This window comes from Burkholderia sp. YHN3-13 (genome assembly GCF_055810675.1).
The window spans coordinates 17,663-41,659 of the sequence record NZ_JBVVNQ010000029.1; the positions used below are offsets into that span (position 1 = coordinate 17,663).

Sequence of the window (23,997 nt, forward strand, 5' to 3'; positions counted from 1 at the left end):
GAACGACTGGAGACTTGTAGATGAGCTTGCAAATCGGCGTGATCGGCTGCGGCGCGATCGGCCAGGACCACATCCGCAGACTGACCCGCACGCTGTCCGGCGCGCGCGTCGTGGCCGTCAACGACATCGACCCGCAGCAGGCGCGCGACGCGGTGACGAAGTACGGGCTCGACGCCGAGATCTACGGCGACGGCCGCGAAGTGGTCGCGGCCGCCGACGTGCAGGCCGTGCTCGTCACGTCGTGGGGGCCGACGCACGAAGCGTTCGTGCTCGACGCGATCGCGCACGGCAAGCCGGTGTTCTGCGAGAAGCCGCTGGCCGTCACGGCCGACGGTTGCATGCGGATCGTCGAAGCCGAGGTCGCGCACGGCAAGCGGCTCGTGCAGGTCGGCTTCATGCGGCCGTATGACGAAGGCTATCGCGCGCTCAAGCGCGTGATCGACAGCGGCGAGATCGGCGCACCGCTGATGCTGCATTGCGCGCATCGCAACCAGTCGGTCGGCGAGCGCTACACGACCGACATGGCGATCACCGACACGCTGATCCACGAACTCGACGTGCTGCGCTGGCTGCTGGGCGAGGACTACACGAGCGCGCAGGTCGTCTATCCGAAGAAGACGCGGCACGCGTCCGCGCATCTCGCCGATCCGCAGATCGTGCTGCTCGAAACCGCGAGCGGCGTGCGCATCGACGTCGAGATCTTCGTGAACTGCCAGTACGGCTACGACATCCAGTGCGAAGTGGTCGGCGAGCAGGGCATCGCGAAGCTGCCCGATCCGCCGGCCGTCGGGCTCAAGCACGCGGCGCGGCGGTCGGTCGAGATCATGACCGACTGGAAGGAGCGCTTCATCGCGTCGTACGACGTCGAGCTGCAGGCGTTCATCGACGGCGTGCGGCAGGGCGCGCTGACCGGGCCGTCCGCATGGGACGGCTACGCGGCGGCGGTCGCGGCCGATGCGTGCGTGCGGGCGCAGAAGAGCGGCGCGGTCGAACCGATCGCGATGGCCGGCCGTCCCGCGTTCTATCGCGGCTGACCCGCGGCTGACCTGACGGAGCGACCGACATGACGATGAAGATTGGCTGCGCGCCCTGCTGCTGGGGCGTCGACGACGTGAAGAACCCGCACCTGCCGCCGTGGCGGCACGTGCTCGCCGAAGCCGCGCAGGCCGGTTACTCGGGCATCGAGCTCGGGCCGTACGGCTACATCCCGCTCGAACTCGACGTGGTCAGCGCCGAACTCGAGCGGCAACGCCTGAGCATCACCGCCGGCACGATCTTCGACGATCTCGTGTCGCCGGAGAACCTGCCGAACCTGCTGCGCCAGACGCGCGACATCTGCACGCTGATCACGCGGCTGCCCAGGCTGCCGACGCAGGACGGCCAGCGCTACGCGGCGCCGTACCTGGTCGTGATCGACTGGGGCCACGAAGTGCGCGACTACGCGGCCGGCCACGGCGATCGCGCGCCGCGGTTGTCCGCCGAGCACTGGGCGCGGATGGTCGACCATATCCGGCAGATCGCGACGATCGCGCGCGACGAGTTCGGCGTGCGCGCGGTGATCCATCCGCATGCGGGCGGCTACATCGAGTTCGCGGACGAGATCGACCGGATCGTCGCCGACATTCCGGCCGAGACGGCCGGCCTGTGTCTCGATACCGGCCACCTGCATTACTCGGGCATGGACCCGGAAACCTGGCTGCGCCGCCACGCGGCGCGCCTCGACTACGTGCATTTCAAGGATATCGACGCGGCCGTGTACGACGCGGTGATGGGCGAGCACATCGCATTCTTCGCTGCCTGCGCGCGCGGCGTGATGTGCCCGATCGGCACCGGCGTGCTCGATTACCGCGCGATCCGCCAGGCGCTCGACGAGATCGGCTACGCGGGTTACATCACGATCGAGCAGGAGCGCGACCCGCGCAACGCCGCCACGAGCCTGCGCGACGTCGCCGCGAGCCGCGCGTTTCTCGCGTCGGCCGGCTTTGCCTGACCCACTGAACCCGCACCAGGAACACCACCATCATGATTGACGGACAGATTCTGCTTGGACATTCGATTCGCTGGGGCATGGTCGGCGGCGGGCTCGGCAGCCAGATCGGCTACAGCCATCGGTCGGCCGCGCTGCGCGACGGCAGCTTCCAGCTGGTTGCCGGCGCATTCGACCTCGATCCCGAACGCGGCCGCCAGTTCGGCGTGAAGCTCGGCGTCGCGGCCGAACGCTGCTATCCCGACTACGCGACGATGTTCGACGCCGAGGCGCGGCGCCCGGACGGCATCCGCGCGGTGTCGATCGCGACGCCGAACAACACGCACTTCGCGATCTGCCGCGCCGCGCTGAACGCGGGGCTGCACGTGGTCTGCGAGAAGCCGCTGTGCTTCACGACCGAGGAGGCCGAGGCGCTGCAGCGGCTGTCGGTCGAGAAGAACCGGATCGTCGGCGTCGCGTACGGCTACTCGGGACACCAGATGATCGAGCAGGCGCGCGAGATGATCGCGCGCGGCGAGCTCGGCGAGATCCGCATCGTGCAGATGCAGTTCGCGCACGGCTTCCACAGCGAAGGCGTCGAGGCCGCGAGCGCGGCCGCGCGCTGGCGCGTCGACCCGAAGTTCGCGGGCCCGAGCTACGTGCTCGGCGACATCGGCACGCATCCGCTGTACATCTCCGAGGTGATGGCGCCGGAACTGAAGATCCGGCGGCTGATGTGTTCGCGGCAGAGCTTCGTGAAGAGCCGCGCGCCGCTCGAGGACAACGCATTCACGATCATGGAGTACGACACCGGCGCGGTCGGCTACGTGTGGTCGAGCGCGGTGAACGCCGGCTCGATGCACGGCCAGAAGGTGCGCGTGATCGGCTCGAAGGCGAGCATCGAATGGTGGGACGAGCATCCGAACCAGTTGCGCTACGAAGTGCAGGGCCAGCCCGCGCAGGTGCTCGATCGCGGGATGGGCTACCTGCATCCGCAGGCGCTGCACGAGGACCGCATCGGCGCCGGGCATCCGGAAGGGCTGTTCGAGGCATGGTCGAATCTCTACGCGCGGTTCGCGCGTGCGATGGATGCGGCCGATCGCGGCGACGCCGACGCGTTGAAGCAGATCCGTTATCCGGACGTTCACGCCGGCGTCGAGGGCGTACGCTGGGTCGAGCACTGCGTGCGCTCCGCCGACGCGGGCGGCGTGTGGGTCGACTATCGGTGAGCGGGGCGGGCCGGCCGCGCGGGCTGCGTCACGTGCGCACCGGCGGCCGGCCCCGGTACTCGGTACACGCCCTAATCTTTACGACGCCGCGAGCGCGTTGGACAATCGCTTCCAGCCTTGCCGTGGAGCGTGTGCAAGTGATGATCGAGCGCGTGGGAGCGAGCGTGCGGCGCGGGCCGTGCCGCAAACGTGATTAAATTCGCCCTTCATGCATGTATCCAGGTGAGTTCCGGGCCGCGTCCGCCAGCATCGCGCGCGCATCGGGGCCGTCAACTTCGCGCTATCCGATGAGTTCATCCGAGAAACCTCCCGCCACCGTCGAGCAGTTCCTGCAGCATCTGACGCAGGAGTACGACGGCCTCAGCAATCGCCTGAAGGTGATCGCGCGCCACGTGGAAACGCATCGGGACCAGCTGGGCCTGGAAGGCATCCAGTCGCTCGCGGAGGCGTGCGGCGTCCAGCCGTCGGCCGTCGTCCGCTTTGCGAAGCACTTCGGCTTCTCCGGCTTCTCCGAGATGCAGCGGCTGTTCCGCGAAGGGCTCGCGCAGCAGATCGCGCCCGGGCGAGCGTACAACCTGCGGCTGCGCGACGTGATCGAAGCGGGCTCGTCGAGCCTGCAGCCCGAACAGATCGCCGACGAATTCATCAAGGGCAGCATCGCGGGCATGCAGCAATTGCGGCAGACGCTCGATTCTCGGGCGCTCGCGCAGGCCGTCGACCTGCTCGCTGATACGCAGGCGATCTGGATTGCGGGCTCGCGTCGCGCGTTTCCGATCGCCGTGTATCTCGACTACGCGCTGCAGCACACCGACAAGCGCATCGGCCTCTTCAGCGCGCTCGGCAGCATGCATCTCGGGCAGATCCGCTCGGTGCGCGCGGGCGACGTGATGATCGTGATCTCGTTCATGCCGTATGCGGAGGAAACCGTCCAGGTCGCGCAGCAGGCCGTGCAGCGCGGCGCGCGCGTGATCGCGATCACCGACAGCCGGATGAGCCCGCTTGCGCGGGAGGCCGAGGTGACGCTGATGGTGCAGGACAGCGAGACGTTCGGTTTTCGTGCGCTGACGGCCACGATGGGTCTCGCGCAGAGCCTGTTCGTCGCGCTCGCGTACCGGCTCGAGCTGTCGTACCGGCCGACCGCCGACGGCGCGCACGGCACCAAGGCCGGCTGACGTGTTGCGGCGGCGCACCGCCCGCGATCTCGATCGGCGGGCGGCGCGCCGGCCGGCTTACTTCGCGGTCGGCATCGCGAATTCGGCGCCCTTGCCGATGCTCGACGACCAGCGCTGCATCACCGATTTCTGGCGCGTGTAGAAGCGCACGCCTTCCTCGCCGTACGCGTGCATGTCGCCGAACAGGCTCTTTTTCCAGCCGCCGAAGCCGTGCCATGCCATCGGTACCGGGATCGGCACGTTGATGCCGACCATGCCGACCTGGATGCGCTGCGCGAATTCGCGCGCGATGCCGCCGTCGCTCGTGAAGCACGACACGCCGTTGCCGAACTCGTGCGCATTGATCAGGTCGACCGCTTCGCCGAAATCCTTCACGCGCACGCAGCCGAGCACGGGCCCGAAGATTTCTTCCTTGTAGATCCGCATGCCGGGCGTCACGTGATCGAACAGCGTGCCGCCGGTGAAGAAGCCTGACTCGCGGCCCGGCACGCGCAGCCCGCGGCCGTCGACCACCAGTTGCGCGCCTTCGTTCACGCCTTGCTCGATATAACCCTCGATGCGCTTCAGCGCCTCGCCGGTGACGATCGGCCCCATCTCGACTTCCGGCGACATGCCGTCGCCGATCACCAGCTTGCGGGCGCGCTCGGCGATGGCCGGCACGATCCGGTCGGCCACGTCGCCGACCAGCACCGCGATGCTGATCGCCATGCAACGCTCGCCGGCCGAGCCGTACGCAGCGCCGATCAGCGCGTCGACGGCCTGCTCGAGGTTCGCATCGGGCATCACGACCAGATGGTTCTTCGCGCCGCCGAGCGCCTGCACGCGTTTGCCGGACTGCACCGCGCGCTGCTGGACGTAGGCCGCGATCGGCGTCGAGCCGACGAAGCTGACGGCCTGCACGTCGGGGTGGTCGAGCAGCGCGTCGACCGCGCCCTTGTCGCCCTGCACGACGTTGAATACGCCGGCCGGCAGCCCGGCCTGCGTGAGCAGGTCGGCGATGAACAGCGCGGCCGACGGGTCGCGCTCGCTCGGCTTCAGCACGAACGTGTTGCCCGTCGCGATCGCGACCGGGAACATCCAGCACGGCACCATGCACGGGAAGTTGAACGGCGTGATGCCCGCGACGACGCCGAGCGGCTGGCGCATCGTCCAGTTGTCGATGCCGGTGCTGACCTGGTCGGTGAAGTCGCCCTTCAGCAGTTGCGGCACGCCGCACGCGAATTCGATGATGTCGATGCCGCGCGCGACTTCGCCCTGCGCGTCGGAGAACACCTTGCCGTGCTCGGCCGTGATGATCGCCGCGAGCGTGTCGCGGTGTTCGTTCATCAGCTGCAGGAAGCGGTGCAGCACGCGTGCGCGGCGGATCGGCGGCGTCGCGGCCCAGGCCGGGAACGCGGCATGGGCCGACGCGACGGCCCGCTGCACTTCGCTGGCGTCGGCGAGCGCGACGCGGCGCACCGCGCGGCCGAGCGACGGATTGAGGACGTCCTGGAAGCGGCCGCTGCGGCCGGCCGCGGGCGCGCCGTCGACATAGTGGCCGACGTCGGCGTCGGACGTGTAGGCGGGAACCGGATTCATCGTGTCTCCTGGGGATGAGGGGGGGAACAGGGCCCAGTCTAGGGAAACCGGCAGGGCGGGAGAAGGCCGCGAAACTTGATTCACTGTTCAGAATTCTGAATAATCGGCGAATGAATCAGCAAAATGTCCAGGCGCTCTGGCCGCACATCCATTCGCTGACGGTGCTGGCCGCGGCCGGCAGTTTCACGGCGGCCGCGCAGCGGCTCGGCATCAGCAAGGCCGCGATGAGCCAGCGCATCGCCGATCTCGAAAAGGCGGCCGGCGTGCCGCTCGTGCGCCGCACGACGCGCAGCGTGCGGCTCACCGATGCGGGCCAGACGCTCGTCGACAGCACGCGCGATGCGTTCGAGTCGATCGGGCAGCACTTCGCGCGCGTGAAGGACTTGGCCGGCGAGCCGCGCGGCCTGCTGCGCCTGACGGTGCCGGTCGCGCTCGGGCGCCAGCAGGTCGTGCCGCACCTGCCCGATTTCCTGCGGCAGCATCCGGGCGTGCAGATCGAGCTCGACCTGTCGGATCGGCTGCATTCGCTGACGCAGGAGGGTTTCGATCTCGCGATTCGCCATACGACCACCGCGCCGCAGACCCACGTTGCGTGGAAGCTGTGCGACACGCGCTCGCTGCTGGTCGCGAGCCGCGACTATCTCGATGCGCGCGGCGCGCCGCGCCATCCGAACGAACTCGTCGACCACAGCTGCCTGTGCTACCTGCGCGACCACGAGCCGGCCGCGTGGAGCTTCGAGCTGCACGGCCGGCGGCGCGAGCGCGTGAGCGTGCCCGTGCGCGGCAGTTTCGCGGCGAACAACAGCGAGGCGATGCGCGAGGCCGCGCTCGGCGGGCTCGGCATCGCGCTGCTGCCGGATTTCAGCGCGCGGCGCGATCTCGACGCCGGCCGGCTCGTCGCGCTGCTCGACGGCTGGCGGCCCTCGGGCGCGTTCGGCGACCACATCTTCGCGATCCGGCCGTACAGTCCGGTCGTGCCGAGCGCGGTGCGCGCGCTCGTGCGGCACCTGCGCGAACGGCTCGCGGGCGGCTTCGCGGGCGCGTGAGCCCGGCACCCGCGCGCGTCGCGCCGCGGGCGGGGCGGGCAGGCGCGGCGGCGCTGCGGTAAAATCGCGGCTTCCTCCCGCGCCGCCTGTGGCGCGTCATTCGAAGGTCGACATCCGATGCAGATTCACAAGGAAGTGGACGCGCGCGGGCTCAATTGCCCGTTGCCGATCCTGCGTGCCAAGAAAGCGCTCGCCGATATGGAAAGCGGGCAGATCCTCAAGGTGCTCGCGACCGACCCGGGCTCGCAGCGCGATTTCGCCGCGTTCGCGAAGCAGACGGGCAACGAGATCGTCGAATCGACGACGCAGGACAAGACCTTCGTATTCCTGATGCGCCGCCGCTGACGGCCCGCCTCGCCCGTGCCGCCGCGCCGGCCGGGCCTCTCTGACAATTCTTAAACCTCGTTGCGTGACGGGCTGCGTATACTGACCCGGCCGGTCGTCCGCTCCCAGCGACGCGCCGGCCACGGTACGTCGCAAGGCGGGCACGGGGGCCTTGCCTGACGCTACCGTCGTACAACGGGGAGAGGACATGTCCTTCAGACCAGGGACCCTTCGAAGTCCGTCCGGAGCGGAATGCATGGCGCCCGCACGCGCGTCGGAATTGAGCCGGATCGAGCTCGATCCGCGTCAGGATCGCCATGCGCGCGCCGCGCTGGAGGCTTATGCGGATTCGGCCGCGGCCGAGATGCCGTGGCTGGCCGAGTGGCTCGACGAACGGCTGCGCGATGCCGCGCAGGACGACGGCGCGGGCCTGACCTACTGCGGTGCGACGATCGAGCGCGTGTTCGATGTGGCGCAGGCGTGGGCGGCAGCCCAGCCCGACTACGCAGCGGCTGCGTGGGAGCGCGTGCGCGGCCAGCTGCAGCGGATGCTGGTTCAACCGCCGCTGTCCGAACGGCCGTCGCCACGCGCGCCGGCCGACGATGTTGCCCAGCCGGTGACCGGCATCGCGGGCGCGGATTAGGCGTCCGATTGCGCGGCCGGAAGGATTATTCGAAGAAAGGACGGTAGTCCGCGCAATTTCTTGGCGAATTTCATACTACTATGATGAAATCGCCGGTTCGTCCGTGCCCCGTTTTTGAGATATTTGACCGGGGTCGCCGGTTTGCCCAGGCGGCGCGAACGGCCAACGACGGCTCGCCGGCCGATATCCGGGCGCCGCGCACGTGGTGCGCGGCCGGGGTAGGCGCGGGAGTTGAATGGACGAATCGATTTCGATTTGCGGGGTGCTATGAGAATTGCTGTACTGGATGACGATCCGGCCCAGACGGATTTCGTCAGTCAAACGCTGACGGCCGTTGGCCACACATGCTACGCGTTCAAGGAAGGCAAGGCCCTGAAGAAGCGCCTGCAGCGCGAGACGTTCGATCTGCTGGTGCTCGACTGGAACGTGCCCGACATGTCCGGCGAGGAAGTGCTCAAGTGGGTGCGTGCGAACCAGACCGAGCACAGCCTGCCGATCATCTTCATGACGAGCCGCGACGACGAGGCGGGGATCACGCAGATCCTCAACGCCGGCGCCGACGACTACGTGGTCAAGCCCGTGTCCGGCCCGATCCTGCGCGCGCGCATCGGCTCGCTGCTGCGCCGCGCGTATCCGGTCAACGCCGAGGCCACCGTCCGCGAGTTCGATCAGTTCCGTTTCGACGTGAACCTGAAGCAGGCGTATGTCGGCGACAAGGCCGTGAGCCTCACGCAGAAGGAATTCGAGCTCGCGCTGCTGCTGTTCCAGCACCTCGACCGGCCGCTGTCGCGCGCGCACATCCTCGATCTCGTGTGGAAGCAGGCGACCGACATCCCGTCGCGCACGATGGACACGCACATCTCGATGCTGCGCACCAAGCTCGGCCTGCGGCCCGAGAACGGCTATCGCCTCGCGCCGATCTACGGCTACGGCTACCGGCTCGAACGGGTCGGCCAGGGAGAACCGGAGTGATGACGGGAATCACGCAGCGCACGGCGACCCTGCGCACGGCGGCGCTGCGCGCGGCCTGTGCGGTCGCGTGTGCGTTCGCCGCGCAGCACGCGGCGGCGCAGCCGCCCGCCGCCGCGGGCAAGACGGTCGTATACCGCACGCAGGCGGGCGACACGCTGTACGACGTCGCCGCGCGCTATCTGCAGGGCGCGGACGACTGGCAACTGCTCCAGCAGATCAACGGCGTGCCCGCGCCGAAGCACCTGCAGCCCGGCGTCGCGCTGAAGCTGCCGGTCGCGCGCCTGCGCAAGGAAAAGCTGACCGCACGCGTGATCGCGGTGCAGGGCACGGCCGAACGCGCGTCCGGCGGCGCTTTCACGGCGCTTGCAAACGACGCGACGCTCGCGGAAGGCGACCGCGTGCGCACGGGCCCGAACGGTTTCGTGACGATCGAGCTGGCCGATGGTACGCACATGAGCCTGCCGCCCGACAGCCAGCTCGACCTGAAGTCGCTGCGCCGCACCGTGCTGACCGGCACGCTCGATCGCGAGTTCGAACTCACGCGCGGCTCGGTCGACAGCGAAGTCACCCATTTGAAGAAACGCGACGACCGCTTCCAGATCCGCTCGCCGTCCGTTGTGGCCGGTGTGCGCGGCACGCGTTTTCGCGTGAACTACGACGCGGCCGGCAATGCGTCGACGCGTGTCGAAGTGCTCGACGGCACCGTCGGCGTCGCGGGTCACCGGCAGGCGGCCGACGCGACGCTCGTGCACGCGAATTTCGGCAGCGTGTCGACGGCGTCCGGCGCGGTCGGGGCGCCCGTCGAGCTGCTGGCCCCGCCCGCGCTCGCGCATCCGGACAAGGTGCAGGACGAGCCCGACGTCACGTTCGACGTCGCGCCGCTCGCGCAGGCACGCGGCTACCACGTCCAGCTCGCGCACGACGCGGGGTTGCTCGACCTGTTCCGCGAAACGCGCACCGATGCGCCGCGCGCGGTGTTTCGCGACGTGCCGAACGGCAACTACTTCCTGCGGATCGCCGCGATCGATGCGAACGGCCTCGAGGGGCTGCCGCGCACCTATGCGTTCGAGCGTCGCGTGATGGGGCTCGACGCGAGCGCTGCGCCCGGTGCCGGCGGCTACGCGTTCCGCTGGTCGCCGAACGGTTCGGGCAAGGATGCGCGCTACCGGTTCGTGCTGTCGCGCTCGAAGGACCTGAGCGCGCCGGTCGTCGACCAGGTCGGCCTGCAGGCGCGCCAGCTCACCGTCGCGCATCTGCCGCCGGGCGACTATTTCTGGGCCGTGACCGTCGAGGAGTTCGAAGGCGGCAAGTTCTACGAGAAGACCAGTCCGGTCAGCGCGTTCACGTTGTCGCGCTGACCCGCGGCGCATGAAACCCGATTCCGTGTCCCCGCGGCGGCGCCTCGGCCGCCGCTTCCTCATCGAATGGATCGCGATCGGCTGCCTCGGGATCGCGGTGATCCTCGCGTGCGCGCTCGGCCGCCTGTCGTCGAGCGTCGACGGGCTGATCTACGACCGGATGCTGATGCTGCGCAGCCTGCCGTTGTCGCCCGACGTCGTCGTCGTCGACATCGACAACCAGAGCGTGTCCGCGCTCGGCCGCTGGCCGTGGTCGCGCAACGTGCATGCGCGGCTGCTCGACACGCTGGCGCGCGCGCAGCCGGCCGCCGTCGTCTACGACGTGCTGTTCACCGAACCGTCGCCGGAGGATCGCGCGTTCGCGGACGCGATGAGCCGCGTGCCGACCTTCCTGCCCGTGCTGCTGAGCCCGGAGCAAGCGGACGGCACGCGCAGCGTCGATCCGCCGGTCGCCGCGCTCGCGGCGCGCGCGACGGGGCTCGGTCACATCAATCTCGAAGTCGATCGCGACGGCATCGTGCGCAGCGTGGCGCTGTTCGAAAGCGACGGCCGCGTGCGCTGGCCGCAACTGATGGTGCCCGTGTACCGCGCGATCCAGGCCGGCCGGCTGCATCCGGTCGGCGGCGTGCCGGGCGCGAACGCGCACGACCTGTCGCGCGATGCGGCCGGCGAGGGCCGCTATCTGATCCCGTTCAGCCGCAACACGCCGGCGTATCCGACGCTGTCGTTCGACGACGTGCTCGAAGGGCGCGTGAAACCCGATGCGCTGCGCGGCAAGATCGTCGTCGTCGGCGTGACGGCGTCCGGGCTGTACGACCGCTTCGCGACACCCGTGTCCGGCGAGTTCGGCCCGCTGGCCGGTGTGTACATCCATGCGAACGTGCTCGACATGCTGGCGACCGGCAGTGCGATCTCGCCCGCGTCGCGCGTGGGGTTGTTCGCCGCGTCGCTGCTGCCGCTCGCCGCGCTGCTCGGCGGTTTCCTGATGCTGTCGCCGTGGCGCGCGCTGTTGCTGACGATGAGTCTCGCCGCGCTTGCCGCGGTCGCGAGCCTGGCGCTGCTGTTCGAGGCGCGCATCTGGCTGACGCCGGCGCCGGCGATCTTCGGGCTGATCGCCGTCTACCCGATCTGGAACTGGCGGCGCCTGGAAATGACGATGTCGTACCTGCGCCGCGAGCTGCAGCGGCTCGCCGACGAGCCGCACCTGCTGCCCGAGGCGCCGCGCACGCGCAGCGTCGGCGGCGACGTGCTCGAGCGGCAGATGGCGCTGATGGCGCAGGCCGCGCAGCGTGTGCAGGACATGAAGCGCTTCGTGTGGGACAGCCTCGACAGCATGCCCGAGCCGATCTTCGTGACCGACCTCGCCGGCACCGTGCTGATCGCGAACCACGCGGCGAAGCGCTACGGGTCGCGGTTGTCGCTGCCGCTGCCGGAAGGGCGGCCGCTGCGCACCGCGCTCGGCGAGCTGACCTTCATGAAGACCGTCGACGGCAACGCCGAGCACGACGCGGCGATCCGCGAGCACTGGCCGGCCGCGCTCGACCCGACGCTCGAGGCCGAGCATGACGCGATGGCGCGCGGCATCGAGGTGCGCGATCGCGACGGCCTCGACCATCTGTTGCGCTACGCGGCCTGTACGAACGCGCAGGGCCGCGTGACGGGCTGGATCGCCGGCCTCGTCGACGTGACCGAGCTGCACGCGGCCGAGCGGCATCGCGAGGAAGCGCTGCACCTGCTGTCGCACGACATGCGCTCGCCGCAGGCGTCGATCCTCGCGCTCGTCGAGATCGAGCGCGACCGCGTCGACAGCGACGCGATGCGCGGGCTGCTCGCGCGGATCGAGCGTTATGCGCACCGCGCGCTGTCGCTCGCCGACGAGTTCGTGCAGTTGGCGCGCGCCGAGTCGCAGGCGTACCAGTTCGAGGTGACGAGTCTCGTCGACGTGCTGATCGACGCGAGCGACGAGGTGTGGCCGCAGGCGCAGGCGAAGCACATCCGCATCGACACCGAGGTCGGCACCGACATGTGCTGGGTGCGCGCCGACCGCTCGCTGATCACGCGCGCCTTCGTGAACCTGCTGAACAACGCGGTCAAATACAGTCCGTCCGACACCGTAATCACGTGTACGCTGACGGTCGAGCACGCATCGAAACGGATGTTCTGTACGATTTGCGATCAGGGGTACGGCATTGCGCCGGAAGATCAGCGGCATCTGTTCGAGCGTTTCAAGCGATTCCATGCCGGCGAGCGGCCCGAGATCTCGGGTTCCGGGCTCGGCATGGCGTTTGTGAAGACGGTCGTCACGCGCCATGGGGGCAGCGTGTCGGTCGACAGCGAAGTGGGTGTCGGCACCGCGGTGACGGTGTCGCTGCCCGCGATCGACGAGCCGTCCGCCTGACAGGGCCGGGCACGACGGCAGGTATTTGGGGAAAGCCATGAGAAAGGAATGGGCAGCGACCGCACTGGCGGCGTCGCTGTTGACGGGTTGCGCCGGCGTGACGAGCGGCGTGAGTACGGTCGGGCAGCCGAACGCGTTTGCATCCGGTGCGCACGGCTACGATTTCGTGCGGACGGCCGCGCAGGCGGGCGACACCGAATACCGGCAGATCGAGACGCTCGTGCGCGACGAACTCGCGCGCCGCGGCTTCGATGCGCGGCCGCTCAAGGACGCGCGCTACCGGCTGTCGATCGCGTACGCGACGCAGCCGGCGTCGGTCGCGGCAATCGCCGACCGGTGCGGTGCCGCGAGCAGCGCGTGCGTGACGGTCGACGGGCCGGCGCCGTTCGCGCTGCCGTTCATGGGCACCGTGTATCGCCACGTGCTCACGCTGCGTTTCGTCGACGCGCGCTCGGGGGCCGACGTGTACCGTGTATCGGCTGCGCTGCGCGATCGCGATCCCGGCACGCAGCAGGCCGCGCCGGCGCTCGTGAAGAGCGCGCTGGCGAAGCTGCCGTTCGACGACGCCAGCGGCTGGCTCGTCAAGACGAAAAAAGACGACGCGGGCGGGATGCCGGGCGTCGTCTCGGTGAAGCCGGCCGACACGCGCTGAGCGCCGGCCGGCGAGGTGAGGGCGGGCTCGCCGTGGCGAGCCCTTGCCGCGGTCAGGCGGCCGGTTGCATGCCGCGCGTGCGCAGGTACGCGTCGAACTCGGTGCCGACTTCCGGGTGGCGCAGCGCGAATTCGACCGTCGCCTTCAGGTAGCCGAGCTTGCTGCCGCAGTCGTAGCGCGTGCCCTGGTACTTGTAGGCCAGCACCTGTTCGTCGGCGAGCAACGCCTGGATCGCGTCGGTGAGCTGCAGTTCGCCGCCCGCGCCCGGCTTCAGCGCGCGCAGGTGCTCGAAGATCCGCGGCTTCAGGATGTAGCGGCCGACCACGCCGAGGTTCGACGGCGCGACTTCCGGCGCCGGTTTCTCGACGATCGCCGACATCTTGACGATCGACTCTTCCCACTCCTTGCCGTCGACGATACCGTACGACTTCGTTTCCGACGGCGGGATCTCTTCCACGCCGATCACCGAGCTGTGATAGTGGTCGAACACGTCGACCATCTGCTTCATCACCGGCGGGTTGCCGTCGAGCAGGTCGTCGGCCAGGATCACCGCGAACGGGTTGTCCGCGACCAGCTTCTCCGCGCACAGCACCGCGTGGCCCAGACCGAGCGCTTCCGGCTGGCGCACGTAGAAGCAGTCGACATGGCTCGGCTTGATGCTGCGCACGAGCTCGAGCAGCTTTTCCTTGCCGCGCGCCTCGAGTTCGGCCTCGACCTCGTACGACTTGTCGAAGTGATCCTCGATCGCGCGCTTGCTGCGTCCGGTGACGAAGATCATCTCGGTGATGCCCGCGGCGATCGCTTCCTCCACCGCGTACTGGATCAGCGGCTTGTCGACAACCGGCAGCATTTCCTTCGGGCTCGCCTTCGTTGCCGGCAGGAACCGCGTGCCGAGGCCGGCGACGGGGAATACTGCCTTGGTGACTTTCAACATGATCGAACCTTTATTCCTGTAATCGACTTGTCAGACGGCTTATGTTCACGTTCGCATTATAGTGAACGCAAACGACCTTACCGTTTGTTACGCAGGCAACCGATCGAGCTGCGCGCGCAGCTTTTCGAGCGTGCTCTGGAATTCCGCGACCCGCTTCTGCTCCTGTTCGACCACGGCCGGCGGCGCTTTCGCGACGAAGGCCTCGTTGCCGAGCTTCGCGTTGCACTTCGCGATCTCGCCCGTCAGGCGCGCGATTTCCTTCGACAGGCGCTCGCGTTCGGCCGCGACGTCGATTTCCACCTTCAGCACCAGCTTGTTCGGGCCGACGATCGCGATCGGGGCGCCGTGCGCTTCCTTGTCGAGCGTCGCTTCGTCCGCGAGGATCTGCACGTCCGACAGGCGCGCGAGCGCCTGGACGTACGGCGCGAACGAGCGCAGGCGCTCGGCGTCGCCGGCAGCCAGCAGCGGCACCTTGGTCGCCGGCGACAGGTTCATCTCGCCGCGCAGGTTGCGGCAGGCGTCGACGATCGCCTTCAGGTCGGCCGCCCATTGCTCGGACGCCTCGTCGATCTTCTGCAGGTTCGCCAGCGGATACGCCTGCGTCATCAGCGACGCCTCGCCCTCGGCCTTGCCCTGCGGATAACGGCCGGCGAGCGGCGCGACCTTCTGCCAGAGCGCCTCGGTGATGAACGGGATGACCGGGTGCGCGAGGCGCAGCACCGTTTCCAGCACGCGCAGCAGCGTGCGGCGCGTCGCGCGCTGCTGTTCCGGCGTGCCGTTCTGGATCTGCACCTTCGCGAGTTCGAGATACCAGTCGCAGTACTCGTCCCACACGAACTTGTAGATGCTGCTGGCGATGTTGTCGAAGCGGTAATCGGCGAAACCCTTCGCGATGTCGGCCTCGGTACGCTGCAGCAGCGACACGATCCAGCGGTCGGCCGCCGAGAAGTCGAGGTAGCCGCCGGGGCCGCAGTCGCCCGCGCCGCACACTTCCGGCTTGTCGGTGCCGCAGTCGTGGCCTTCGCAGTTCATCAGCACGAAGCGCGTCGCGTTCCACAGCTTGTTGCAGAAGTTGCGGTAGCCTTCGCAGCGCGCGAGGTCGAAGTTCACGTTGCGGCCGAGCGTGGCCATCGACGCCATCGTGAAGCGCAGCGCGTCGGTGCCGAACGCGGCGATGCCGTCCGGGAACTCCTTGCGGGTCTTCTTCTCGATCGTCGCGGCCTGCTTCGGGTTCATCAGGCCCGTCGTGCGCTTCGCGACCAGCGTCTCGAGGTCGATGCCGTCGACGATGTCGATCGGGTCGAGCGTGTTGCCCTTGCTCTTCGACATCTTCTGGCCTTCCGCGTCGCGCACGAGGCCGTGCACGTAGACGGTATGGAACGGCACCTTGCCGGTGAAGTGCGTGGTCATCATCACCATCCGGGCGACCCAGAAGAAGATGATGTCGAAGCCCGTGACGAGCACCGACGACGGCAGGAAGTGCTGCAGTTCGGGCGTTTCGTTCGGCCAGCCGAGCGACGAGAACGGCACGAGCGCCGACGAGAACCACGTGTCGAGCACGTCCTCGTCGCGCTTCAGCGCGCCCGCATAACCCTTCGCGGCGGCCTGCGCGCGCGCTTCTTCCTCGTTGCGCGCGACGAACACCTCGCCGTTCTCGCCGTACCACGCGGGAATCTGGTGGCCCCACCACAGCTGGCGCGAGATGCACCAGTCCTGGATGTTCTCGAGCCACTGGTAGTAGGTGGTCGTCCAGTTTTCCGGCACGAACTTGATCTGGCCGTTGCGCACCACGTCAAGCGACGTTTCGGTGATCGACTTGCCCGGGTTGAACGTGCCTTCCGGCGCCGGCTTCGTCATCGCGACGAACCACTGGTCGGTCAGCATCGGCTCGATCACGACGCCCGTGCGGTCGCCGCGCGGCACCATCAGCTTGTGCGGCTTCACGGAATCGAGGAAGCCCTGCGCGTCGAGGTCCGCGACGATCGCCTTGCGCGCGTCGAAGCGGTCGAGGCCGCGATACTGCTCGGGGCCGTTGTCGTTGATCTTCGCGTCGAGCGTCAGGATCTCGATCGGCGCGAGGTGGTGGCGCAGGCCGACCTGGTAGTCGTTGAAATCGTGCGCGGGCGTGACCTTCACGACGCCCGTGCCGAACGCGCGGTCGACGTAGTCGTCGGCGATCACCGGGATCTCGCGGCCCGTCAGCGGCAGCGTGACGAGCTTGCCGATCAGGTGCGCATAACGCTCGTCTTCCGGATGGACCATCAGCGCGACGTCGCCGAGCATCGTCTCGGGGCGCGTGGTGGCGACCGTCAGCGAGCCCGAGCCGTCGACGAGCGGGTAGCGGATGTGCCACAGGTGGCCGTTTTCCTCTTCGCTCGCGACTTCGAGATCCGACACGGCGGTGAGCAGCACCGGATCCCAGTTGACGAGGCGCTTGCCGCGGTAGATCAGGCCCTGTTCGTAGAGCGTGACGAACACGTCGCGCACGGCGGCCGACATCTTGTCGTCCATCGTGAAGTACTCGCGCGACCAGTCGGTCGACGCGCCGAGGCGGCGCACCTGGCCCGTGATCGTCGAACCGGACTTTTCCTTCCATTCCCACACGCGCTCGACGAACTGCTCGCGGCCGAGATCGTGGCGCGAGACGCCCTGCGCGTCGAGCTGGCGCTCGACGACGATCTGCGTGGCGATCCCCGCGTGGTCGGTGCCGGGCACCCACAGCGTGTTCTCGCCGAGCATCCGGTGGTAGCGGGCGAGGCCGTCCATGATCGTCTGGTTGAACGCGTGGCCCATGTGCAGCGTGCCCGTCACGTTCGGCGGCGGCAACTGGATCGCGAAATCGGGGCGGGACGGATCGAATGCCGGGGCGGCATAACCGCGTTTTTCCCACTCCGGCCCCCATTGGGACTCGATGGTATGGGGCTCGAAGCTCTTCGCAAGCGTGTTGTCGCTCATGTTGGAAATCTGCCGAAAAATGCGTGAATTGGATGCCGAATCCGACAATTATAAATGGATGCCCATCGCCCAGCCATCGCCTTGCCCGCACGGGCCCGTCGCGACGGGCCCGCCACGCGTGCGCAACATGCGGCCGAACGGATCGGGAACGGCATCGCGCGGCCGACTTATAATGTCGGGTCCGCATTTTTCTTGCCCGTCAGCTGCCGCTCCATGCCCGATCTGCTCGCCAATCTGAACCCCGAACAACTCGCCGCCGTCACGTTGCCGAACGAACCGGCGCTGATCCTTGCAGGGGCGGGCAGCGGCAAGACCCGCGTGCTGATCACGCGCATCGCGTGGCTGATCCAGCAGGGCTACGCATCGCCGCCCACCGTGCTCGCCGTCACCTTCACGAACAAGGCCGCGCGCGAGATGATGGCGCGCCTGTCGGCGATGATGCCGATCGACACGCGCGGGATGTGGATCGGCACGTTCCACGGCCTGTGCAACCGGATGCTGCGCACGCACTGGCGCGACGCCGGCCTGCCGCAGACGTTCCAGATCCTCGACACGGCCGACCAGCTGTCCGCGATCAAGCGGCTGATGAAGGCCGCGAACGTCGACGACGAAAAGTATCCGCCGAAGAACGTCCAGTACTTCATCAACAACGCGAAGGAGCAGGGGCTGCGCCCCGACAAGGTCGACGCGACCGACAACTTCAACCGCAAGTTCGTCGAGCTGTACCAGGCGTACGACCAGCAGTGCCAGCGCGAGGGCGTCGTCGATTTCCCCGAGCTGCTGCTGCGCTGCTACGAGCTGCTCGCGTACAACGCGCCGTTGCGCGCGCACTACCAGGCGCGCTTCCGGCACATCCTCGTCGACGAGTTCCAGGACACCAACAAGCTGCAGTACGCGTGGCTCAAGATGCTCGCGGGCGGCGAGAACGCGATCTTCGCGGTCGGCGACGACGACCAGTCGATCTACGCGTTCCGCGGCGCGAACGTCGGCAACATGCGCGACTTCGAAGACGAATTCCGCGTGCGCAACCTGATCAAGCTCGAGCAGAACTACCGGTCGCACGGCAACATCCTCGACGCGGCGAACCAGCTGATCTCGAACAACGCGCACCGCCTCGGCAAGAACCTGCGTACCGACGCCGGACACGGCGAGCCCGTGCGCGTGTACGAGGCGAGCACCGATTCGCAGGAAGCCGGCTGGATCGTCGAGGAGATCCGCTCGCTGATCAACACCGGGATGGCGCGCAGCGAAGTGGCCGTCCTGTACCGCAGCAACGCGCAGTCGCGCTCGATCGAGCACACGCTGATGTCGTCGGGCATCCCGTACCGCGTGTACGGCGGCCTGCGCTTCTTCGAGCGGCAGGAAGTGAAGCACGCGCTCGCCTACCTGCGCCTGATCGACAACCCGAACGACGACACCGCGTTCGCGCGCGTCGTGAACTTCCCGACCCGCGGGATCGGCGCGCGCTCGGTCGAGCAGCTCGCCGACGCCGCGCGCCTGTACGGCTGCTCGATGGCCGCCGCGATTCCGTACGTGACGGGCAAGGCCGGCACGAGCCTCGGCGGGTTCGCGAACCTGATCGCGAAGATGCGCGCCGATACGCAGCACATGAACCTGCCCGACACCGTCGAGCACATCGTGCGCGCCAGCGGTCTCGCCGATTTCTACCAGGGCGAGCGCGAAGGCCAGGACCGCCTCGAGAACTTGCAGGAACTCGTGAACGCGGCCACCGCGTTCATCGCCGAGGAAGGTTACGGGCTCGACACGCCGGCCCGCTCGATCCCGCTGCGCGCGGGTGCGATCGCGGCGCCCGAGCTTGGCACCGCGACGGACGATCCGGCGCTCGACGTGCTCGATCCCGCATCGCCCGCCGACCCGGCGCAGAACCCCGACACGATGACGCCGCTCGCGGGCTTCCTGTCGCATGCGTCGCTGGAGGCCGGCGACAACCAGGCGCAGGCCGGCCAGGACGCCGTGCAGCTGATGACGGTGCACGCGGCGAAAGGGCTCGAATTCTCGGCCGTGTTCATCACGGGCCTCGAGGAAGGGCTGTTTCCGCACGAGAACAGCGTGCTCGAATCCGACGGCCTCGAGGAAGAGCGCCGGCTGATGTACGTCGCGATCACGCGCGCGAAGGAGCGCCTCTACCTGTCGTTCGCGCAGAGCCGGATGCTGCATGGCCAGACCCGCTACAACGTGCGCTCGCGCTTCTTCGACGAACTGCCGGAGCACGTGCTGAAGTGGTTGACGCCGAAGGTCGAGGCCGGCTCGCGCTGGGGCGGGCGTTCGGACAACGCCGGGTACGGGCGCGACTGGTTCGCGCGGCCGGGCGGCGGCAGCCGCGAGCAGATCGTCGACGCGGCCGTATCCGCGCCGCTGCCCGCGTTCGCGAACAAGCAGCGCGCAGCCGACACCGGCTTCCGGGTCGGCCAGCAGGTGTTTCATACCAAGTTCGGCGAAGGCACCGTCACCGCGCTCGAAGGCAACGGCACCGACGCGAAGGCGCAGGTGAAGTTCAAGCGGCATGGCGAGAAATGGCTCGCGCTCGCGGTCGCGAAACTGCAGGCGGTGGAATGATGGGCGTCGACGGAGCGTTCACGCCTTCGGCTCGCCCGCTCGGCATTCTCGCCGCGCTGCCCGAGGAGCTCGGCGACCTGATCGCCGCGATGCGCGCCGAGGGCGCGATGAAGACGGTCATGCTCGGGCGCCGCGACTATCACGTCGGCACCGTGCACGGCGCGGCCTGCGTCGTCACGCTCGCGCGGGTCGGCAAGGTCGCGGCCGCCGCGACGGTCAGCGCGCTGATCCACGTGTTCGGCGTGTCGGGCGTCGTGTTCACCGGCGTCGCGGGCGGCGTGTCGCGCACGGTGCGGGTCGGCGACGTTGTCGTGGCCGATACGTTGCTGCAGCACGATCTCGACGCGTCGCCGCTCTTTCCGCGTTACGAGGTGCCGCTGCTCGGCATCACGCGCTTCGCGACCGACGCGGCGCTGACGGCGCGCCTGCGCGACGCCTGCACGCTGTTCGTCGCGGACGAGGGCGCGCGGTTCGCCGAGCGCTTCGGGCTCGCCGGCGCGGCGCTGCACGCGGGGCTCGTCATCAGCGGCGACCGCTTCGTGTCGAGCGAGCGCGAGGTCGTCGCGCTGCGCGACGCGCTGCCGGACGCGCTCGCGGTCGAAATGGAAGGCGCCGCGATCGCGCAGGTGTGCGCGGAACACGACGTGCCGTTCGCGCTCGTGCGCACGATCTCCGACACGGCCGACGATCACGCGACGCAGTCGTTCTCGCACTTCCTGTCGGCGATCGCGAGCAGCTATTCGTCCGGCATCCTCAAGCGTTTCCTGACGCTGCATGCGACGACGGCGGCCTGAAGCCGCCGTCGTATTGCCCCTTCGAGCCGGTTGACCGGCCGCGGCGCGCACGCCGCGGCCGGCGCGTCACGCCTGCTTGCGCCGGCTGCTTTCGAGGTTCGGCAGGAACACCGTCAGCACGCCGATCAGCGGCAGGAACGAGCACACCTTGTAGACGAACGGGATGCTCGTCGCGTCGGCGAGCTGGCCGAGCACCGCCGCGCCGACGCCGCCGAGGCCGAACGCGAAGCCGAAGAACAGGCCCGCGACCATGCCGACCTTGCCGGGCATCAGTTCGGTCGCGTAGACGAGGATCGCGGCGAACGCCGACGCCAGCACGACGCCGATGATCACGGTCAGCACGCTCGTCCAGAACAGGTTCGCGTACGGCAGCAGCATCGTGAACGGCGCGACGCCGAGGATCGATACCCAGATCACGTACTTGCGGCCGATCCGGTCGCCGACGGGCCCGCCGATCAGCGTGCCGGCCGCCACGGCCGCGAGGAACACGAACAGGTGGATCTGCGCGGCCTGCACCGACAGGTGGAACTTGTCGATCAGGTAGAACGTGAAATAGCTGTTGATGCTCGCGAGGTAGAAGTACTTCGAGAACACGAGCAGCACCAGCACGCCGATCGCACCCATCACGCGGCCGCGCGACAGCGTCGGATGGCCGGCCGACACGGCCTTCTTCTTCATCGACGGATGCTTCTTGTACCAGTGGCCGATCTGCGTGAGCACGATCATCGCGACGAGCGCGGCGGCCGAGAACCACGCGATGCTGTGCTGGCCGTGCGGGATGATCACGAGCGCGGCGAGCAGCGGCCCGAGCGCCGAGCCCGCGTTGCCGCCGACCTGGAACACCGACTGCGCGAGCCCGTGCTGGCCGCCCGACGCCATCCGCGCGACCCGCGACGACTCCGGATGGAACACCGACGAGCCGCAGCCGACCAGCGCCGCGGCCACCAGCAGCATCGGGAAACTCGATGCGACCGACATCAGCAGCAGCCCGGCGAGCGTGAAGCCCATGCCGACCGGCAACGAATACGGTTTCGGACGCTTGTCGGTATAGAGGCCGACGAGCGGCTGCAGCAGCGACGCGGTGATCTGGTAGGTGAGCGTGATCAGGCCGATCTGCGCGAACGACAGCGCGAACTGGCTCTTGAGCATCGGATAGATCGCGAGGATCAACGACTGGATCATGTCGTTGAGCATGTGCGAGAAGCTGATCGCGCCGAGCACCGGGTAGACGGTGCGCGGCGCGGGCGGGGCGGACGGCTGGGCGGCGGCTGCGCCGGCGGTTCCCGTGTCGAGGCTGGTTTCCATGTGAGCTGAGCGAGTTGAGGTGGCGGGCGCGCTCTGATGGGGATCGGCGCGTTTTCAATCGTTGTTGCGTCAAAGAAGTGTAATTTGGCGCATCGAGAATGTCCTGCCAAGTTTTGTCGTGATTCGGACATTCGTCCGATGGATCGGCCGGTATCCGCTTTTTTGGCCGGGTATAACGCAGGCGGCGCGCTCGCTCCGTCGGCGGGGGCGCGAGTCCGGTCGGTGTTTCATCGGACTCAAGAAACGGCGGTGGCAGCCGTAGAACGACGTAACGACAACAGGCGCGCTTGGCGCCCGGCACCGGCTACCCGCCGGGCGGGCTCGGGACGCGCGGCATGGCCAGCCATCGCGGGAATGCCGGGACCGACCTTTCCGGCTGCGTGATCCATACGGGGATAGTTCGATGAAAGCAGCATCTTTGCATCCACAGCCCGGTGCGGCGGCCGCCGCACCCGACGTTGCCGCCGGTCGCGCCGCACGACGCGCGCATGCGGCGCGGCGTGAGCGCCGGCCGTGGACCGTCAAGGCGACGTTGCGCGCCGCATTCGCGATCCTGCTGGCCGGCACGCTCGTGATCGGCGTGTTTTCGCTGTGGCAGATCAGCCGCCTGAACGCGTCGATCGCGTCGGTCTACGAGCAGGGGCACGTCGCGAGCCGCGCGGCGCAGGAGGTTCGGGCCGAGGTGCTGCGCGCGAGCCGCGCACAGAAGATGCTGCTGACCGCCACCACCGCGAAGGAGCGCGACGACCTCGGCGCTGACGTCGGTGCGGGGCTCGCGTCGATCGGCCAGGCGCTCGGCACGCTGCAGCGCTACGCGGATCCGGCCGATGCCGACGATTCGGCGCGGCTGCGCGCATTCTCGACGGCCGTCGGCACGTGGAGCACGCATTTGCGTGATTTCGTCACGCTCGTGCGCGCGCAGCCGCTCGACCTGTCGCAGATGAACTGGCAGGTCGGCACGCAGGACGTATCGCTGCTGGTCGAGACCGGCAAGCTCGAGAAACTCGTCGCCGACCTCGTGAAGACGCGCGGCGAGAAGTCGAAGGCGACGCTCGATGCGTCGGCCACGATCTTCTCGTCGTCGTTCGCGATGATCGCCGCGATGACGGCCGCGCTGATCGTGCTCGCGATCGTGATCGCCGAGCGCGTCGTGCGGCGCCTCGCATCGCAGCTCGGCGGCGAGCCCGCGCACGCGAAGGCGATCGCCGCGGACATCGCGCGCGGCGACCTCACGCGACCGATCACGCTCGGCCGGCACGATCGCGACAGCATGGTGCGCGCGCTGGCCGACATGCAGACGGGGCTTGCGGCGACCGTCGGCGAGATCGCCGTCAGCGCCGAGGCCATCGCGGCCGCGTCCGGCGAGATTTCGACCGGCAACCTCGACCTGTCGCGGCGCACCGAACAGCAGGCCGTCGCGCTCGAGCGCACCGCGGCCAGCATGGAGCAGCTCACGTCGACCGTGCGGCAGAACGCCGAGAACGCGCGGCAGGCGAGCGCGCTCGCGGCCAATGCGTCGTCGGTGGCGGAAACGGGCGGGGAAGTCGTCGGGCGCGTGGTCGCGACGATGAGCGAGATCGACGACAGCGCGAAGAACATTCGCGACATCATCGGCACGATCGAGGGGATCGCGTTCCAGACCAACATCCTGGCGCTGAACGCGGCGGTCGAGGCCGCGCGCGCCGGCGAACAGGGGCGCGGCTTCTCGGTGGTCGCGGGCGAGGTGCGCCTGCTCGCGCAACGCTCGGCAACCGCGGCGAAGGAGATCCGCGAGCTGATCGGCGCATCGGTCGAGCGCGTCGCGAACGGCGCGGCGCTCGCGCACGACGCCGGCCGCACGATGGGCGACGTCGTGCGCGCGGTCAAGCGCGTGACCGACATCATCGGCGAGATTTCGGCGGCGTCGGACGAGCAGAGCGCCGGGATCGACGAGATCGGCCGCGCGGTCACGCAGATGGACGCCGGCACGCAGCAGAACGCGGCGCTCGTCGAGCAGGCGGCCGCTGCCGCCAACGCGCTCGACGAGCAGGCCCAGGCATTGAAGCGGCTGGTCGGGCGGTTCCGCCTCGCGGCCTGAGCGCCGCGCGGCGCGCG

Annotated in this window: 18 protein-coding genes; 14 read left to right on the forward strand and 4 right to left on the reverse strand. The window is 68.6% G+C overall.

Annotated elements, in window-relative coordinates; all coding sequences use genetic code 11:
* Positions 1 to 20: 20 nt before the first annotated feature.
* From iolG to AC0KUR_RS35220, 4 genes are all read left to right on the forward strand, one after another.
* On the forward strand, positions 21 to 1,034 hold the full coding sequence (iolG, locus tag AC0KUR_RS35205; protein WP_473377199.1) for a bifunctional inositol 2-dehydrogenase/D-chiro-inositol 1-dehydrogenase: 1,014 nt from the start codon (positions 21 to 23) through the stop codon (positions 1,032 to 1,034).
* 29 nt (positions 1,035 to 1,063) lie between these two features.
* On the forward strand, positions 1,064 to 1,990 hold the full coding sequence (locus tag AC0KUR_RS35210) for a TIM barrel protein (protein WP_473377200.1): 927 nt from the start codon (positions 1,064 to 1,066) through the stop codon (positions 1,988 to 1,990).
* 32 nt (positions 1,991 to 2,022) lie between these two features.
* On the forward strand, positions 2,023 to 3,195 hold the full coding sequence (locus tag AC0KUR_RS35215) for a Gfo/Idh/MocA family protein (protein WP_034191177.1): 1,173 nt from the start codon (positions 2,023 to 2,025) through the stop codon (positions 3,193 to 3,195).
* Positions 3,196 to 3,482: 287 nt separating this feature from the next.
* Entirely contained in the window at positions 3,483 to 4,367 is an 885-nt protein-coding gene (locus AC0KUR_RS35220; RefSeq protein WP_034191176.1) for a MurR/RpiR family transcriptional regulator, read from the forward strand.
* 57 nt (positions 4,368 to 4,424) lie between these two features.
* Here the strand turns inward: AC0KUR_RS35220 and AC0KUR_RS35225 are convergent, their stop codons facing one another.
* Positions 4,425 to 5,945 carry a CoA-acylating methylmalonate-semialdehyde dehydrogenase gene (locus AC0KUR_RS35225; protein ID WP_034191175.1) on the reverse strand — a complete coding sequence of 507 codons (1,521 nt, stop codon included), beginning with the start codon at positions 5,943 to 5,945 and terminating at the stop codon, positions 4,425 to 4,427.
* A 110-nt stretch (positions 5,946 to 6,055) separates the two neighbouring features.
* Between AC0KUR_RS35225 and AC0KUR_RS35230 the strand changes: the two genes are divergently transcribed.
* The 7 genes from AC0KUR_RS35230 (at position 6,056) to AC0KUR_RS35260 (ending at position 13,338) form a co-directional block, all read left to right on the forward strand.
* Complete coding sequence (locus AC0KUR_RS35230; RefSeq protein WP_034191174.1) at positions 6,056 to 6,991, forward strand: LysR family transcriptional regulator; 936 nt, start codon at positions 6,056 to 6,058, stop codon at positions 6,989 to 6,991.
* Between the two features lie 117 nt (positions 6,992 to 7,108).
* A complete protein-coding gene (locus tag AC0KUR_RS35235) occupies positions 7,109 to 7,336 on the forward strand; it encodes a sulfurtransferase TusA family protein (RefSeq protein WP_006402122.1) in 228 nt (75 codons plus the stop codon).
* Between the two features lie 187 nt (positions 7,337 to 7,523).
* Entirely contained in the window at positions 7,524 to 7,958 is a 435-nt protein-coding gene (locus AC0KUR_RS35240) for a hypothetical protein (RefSeq protein ID WP_034191173.1), read from the forward strand.
* Positions 7,959 to 8,225: 267 nt separating this feature from the next.
* Positions 8,226 to 8,930 (forward strand): response regulator transcription factor, encoded by a 705-nt coding sequence (locus AC0KUR_RS35245; protein ID WP_006490421.1) that lies wholly within the window; start codon positions 8,226 to 8,228, stop codon positions 8,928 to 8,930.
* Entirely contained in the window at positions 8,927 to 10,288 is a 1,362-nt protein-coding gene (locus tag AC0KUR_RS35250; RefSeq protein WP_059556985.1) for a FecR family protein, read from the forward strand. The genes AC0KUR_RS35245 and AC0KUR_RS35250 overlap by 4 nt, the downstream gene beginning before the upstream one ends.
* Positions 10,289 to 10,298: 10 nt before the next feature.
* Positions 10,299 to 12,686: a CHASE2 domain-containing protein gene (locus AC0KUR_RS35255; protein WP_473377201.1), complete on the forward strand. Its 2,388-nt coding sequence runs from the start codon at positions 10,299 to 10,301 to the stop codon at positions 12,684 to 12,686.
* A gap of 37 nt (positions 12,687 to 12,723) precedes the next feature.
* On the forward strand, positions 12,724 to 13,338 hold the full coding sequence (locus tag AC0KUR_RS35260; RefSeq protein WP_034191170.1) for a DUF4136 domain-containing protein: 615 nt from the start codon (positions 12,724 to 12,726) through the stop codon (positions 13,336 to 13,338).
* Positions 13,339 to 13,390: 52 nt separating this feature from the next.
* On the opposite strand, the gene galU is transcribed toward AC0KUR_RS35260, so the two are convergent.
* Both galU and AC0KUR_RS35270 read right to left on the reverse strand, forming a co-directional pair.
* The gene (gene galU, locus AC0KUR_RS35265) at positions 13,391 to 14,272 is read right to left on the reverse strand and encodes a UTP--glucose-1-phosphate uridylyltransferase GalU (RefSeq protein ID WP_034191169.1); all 882 of its coding nucleotides are present in this window, start codon (positions 14,270 to 14,272) and stop codon (positions 13,391 to 13,393) included.
* A gap of 87 nt (positions 14,273 to 14,359) precedes the next feature.
* Complete coding sequence (locus AC0KUR_RS35270) at positions 14,360 to 17,227, reverse strand: valine--tRNA ligase (protein WP_034191168.1); 2,868 nt, start codon at positions 17,225 to 17,227, stop codon at positions 14,360 to 14,362.
* A gap of 213 nt (positions 17,228 to 17,440) precedes the next feature.
* Between AC0KUR_RS35270 and AC0KUR_RS35275 the strand changes: the two genes are divergently transcribed.
* Positions 17,441 to 19,804: a UvrD-helicase domain-containing protein gene (locus AC0KUR_RS35275; RefSeq protein WP_034191167.1), complete on the forward strand. Its 2,364-nt coding sequence runs from the start codon at positions 17,441 to 17,443 to the stop codon at positions 19,802 to 19,804.
* Entirely contained in the window at positions 19,804 to 20,598 is a 795-nt protein-coding gene (locus AC0KUR_RS35280; protein ID WP_473377204.1) for a 5'-methylthioadenosine/adenosylhomocysteine nucleosidase, read from the forward strand. The genes AC0KUR_RS35275 and AC0KUR_RS35280 overlap by 1 nt, the downstream gene beginning before the upstream one ends.
* 66 nt (positions 20,599 to 20,664) lie before the next feature.
* On the opposite strand, the gene AC0KUR_RS35285 is transcribed toward AC0KUR_RS35280, so the two are convergent.
* Positions 20,665 to 21,903, reverse strand: a complete 1,239-nt coding sequence (locus AC0KUR_RS35285) for an MFS transporter (protein WP_034191165.1) — start codon at positions 21,901 to 21,903, stop codon at positions 20,665 to 20,667.
* Between the two features lie 403 nt (positions 21,904 to 22,306).
* On the opposite strand from AC0KUR_RS35285, the gene AC0KUR_RS35290 reads away from it, so the two are divergent.
* Positions 22,307 to 23,980: a methyl-accepting chemotaxis protein gene (locus AC0KUR_RS35290; protein ID WP_034191164.1), complete on the forward strand. Its 1,674-nt coding sequence runs from the start codon at positions 22,307 to 22,309 to the stop codon at positions 23,978 to 23,980.
* Positions 23,981 to 23,997: the final 17 nt, after the last annotated feature.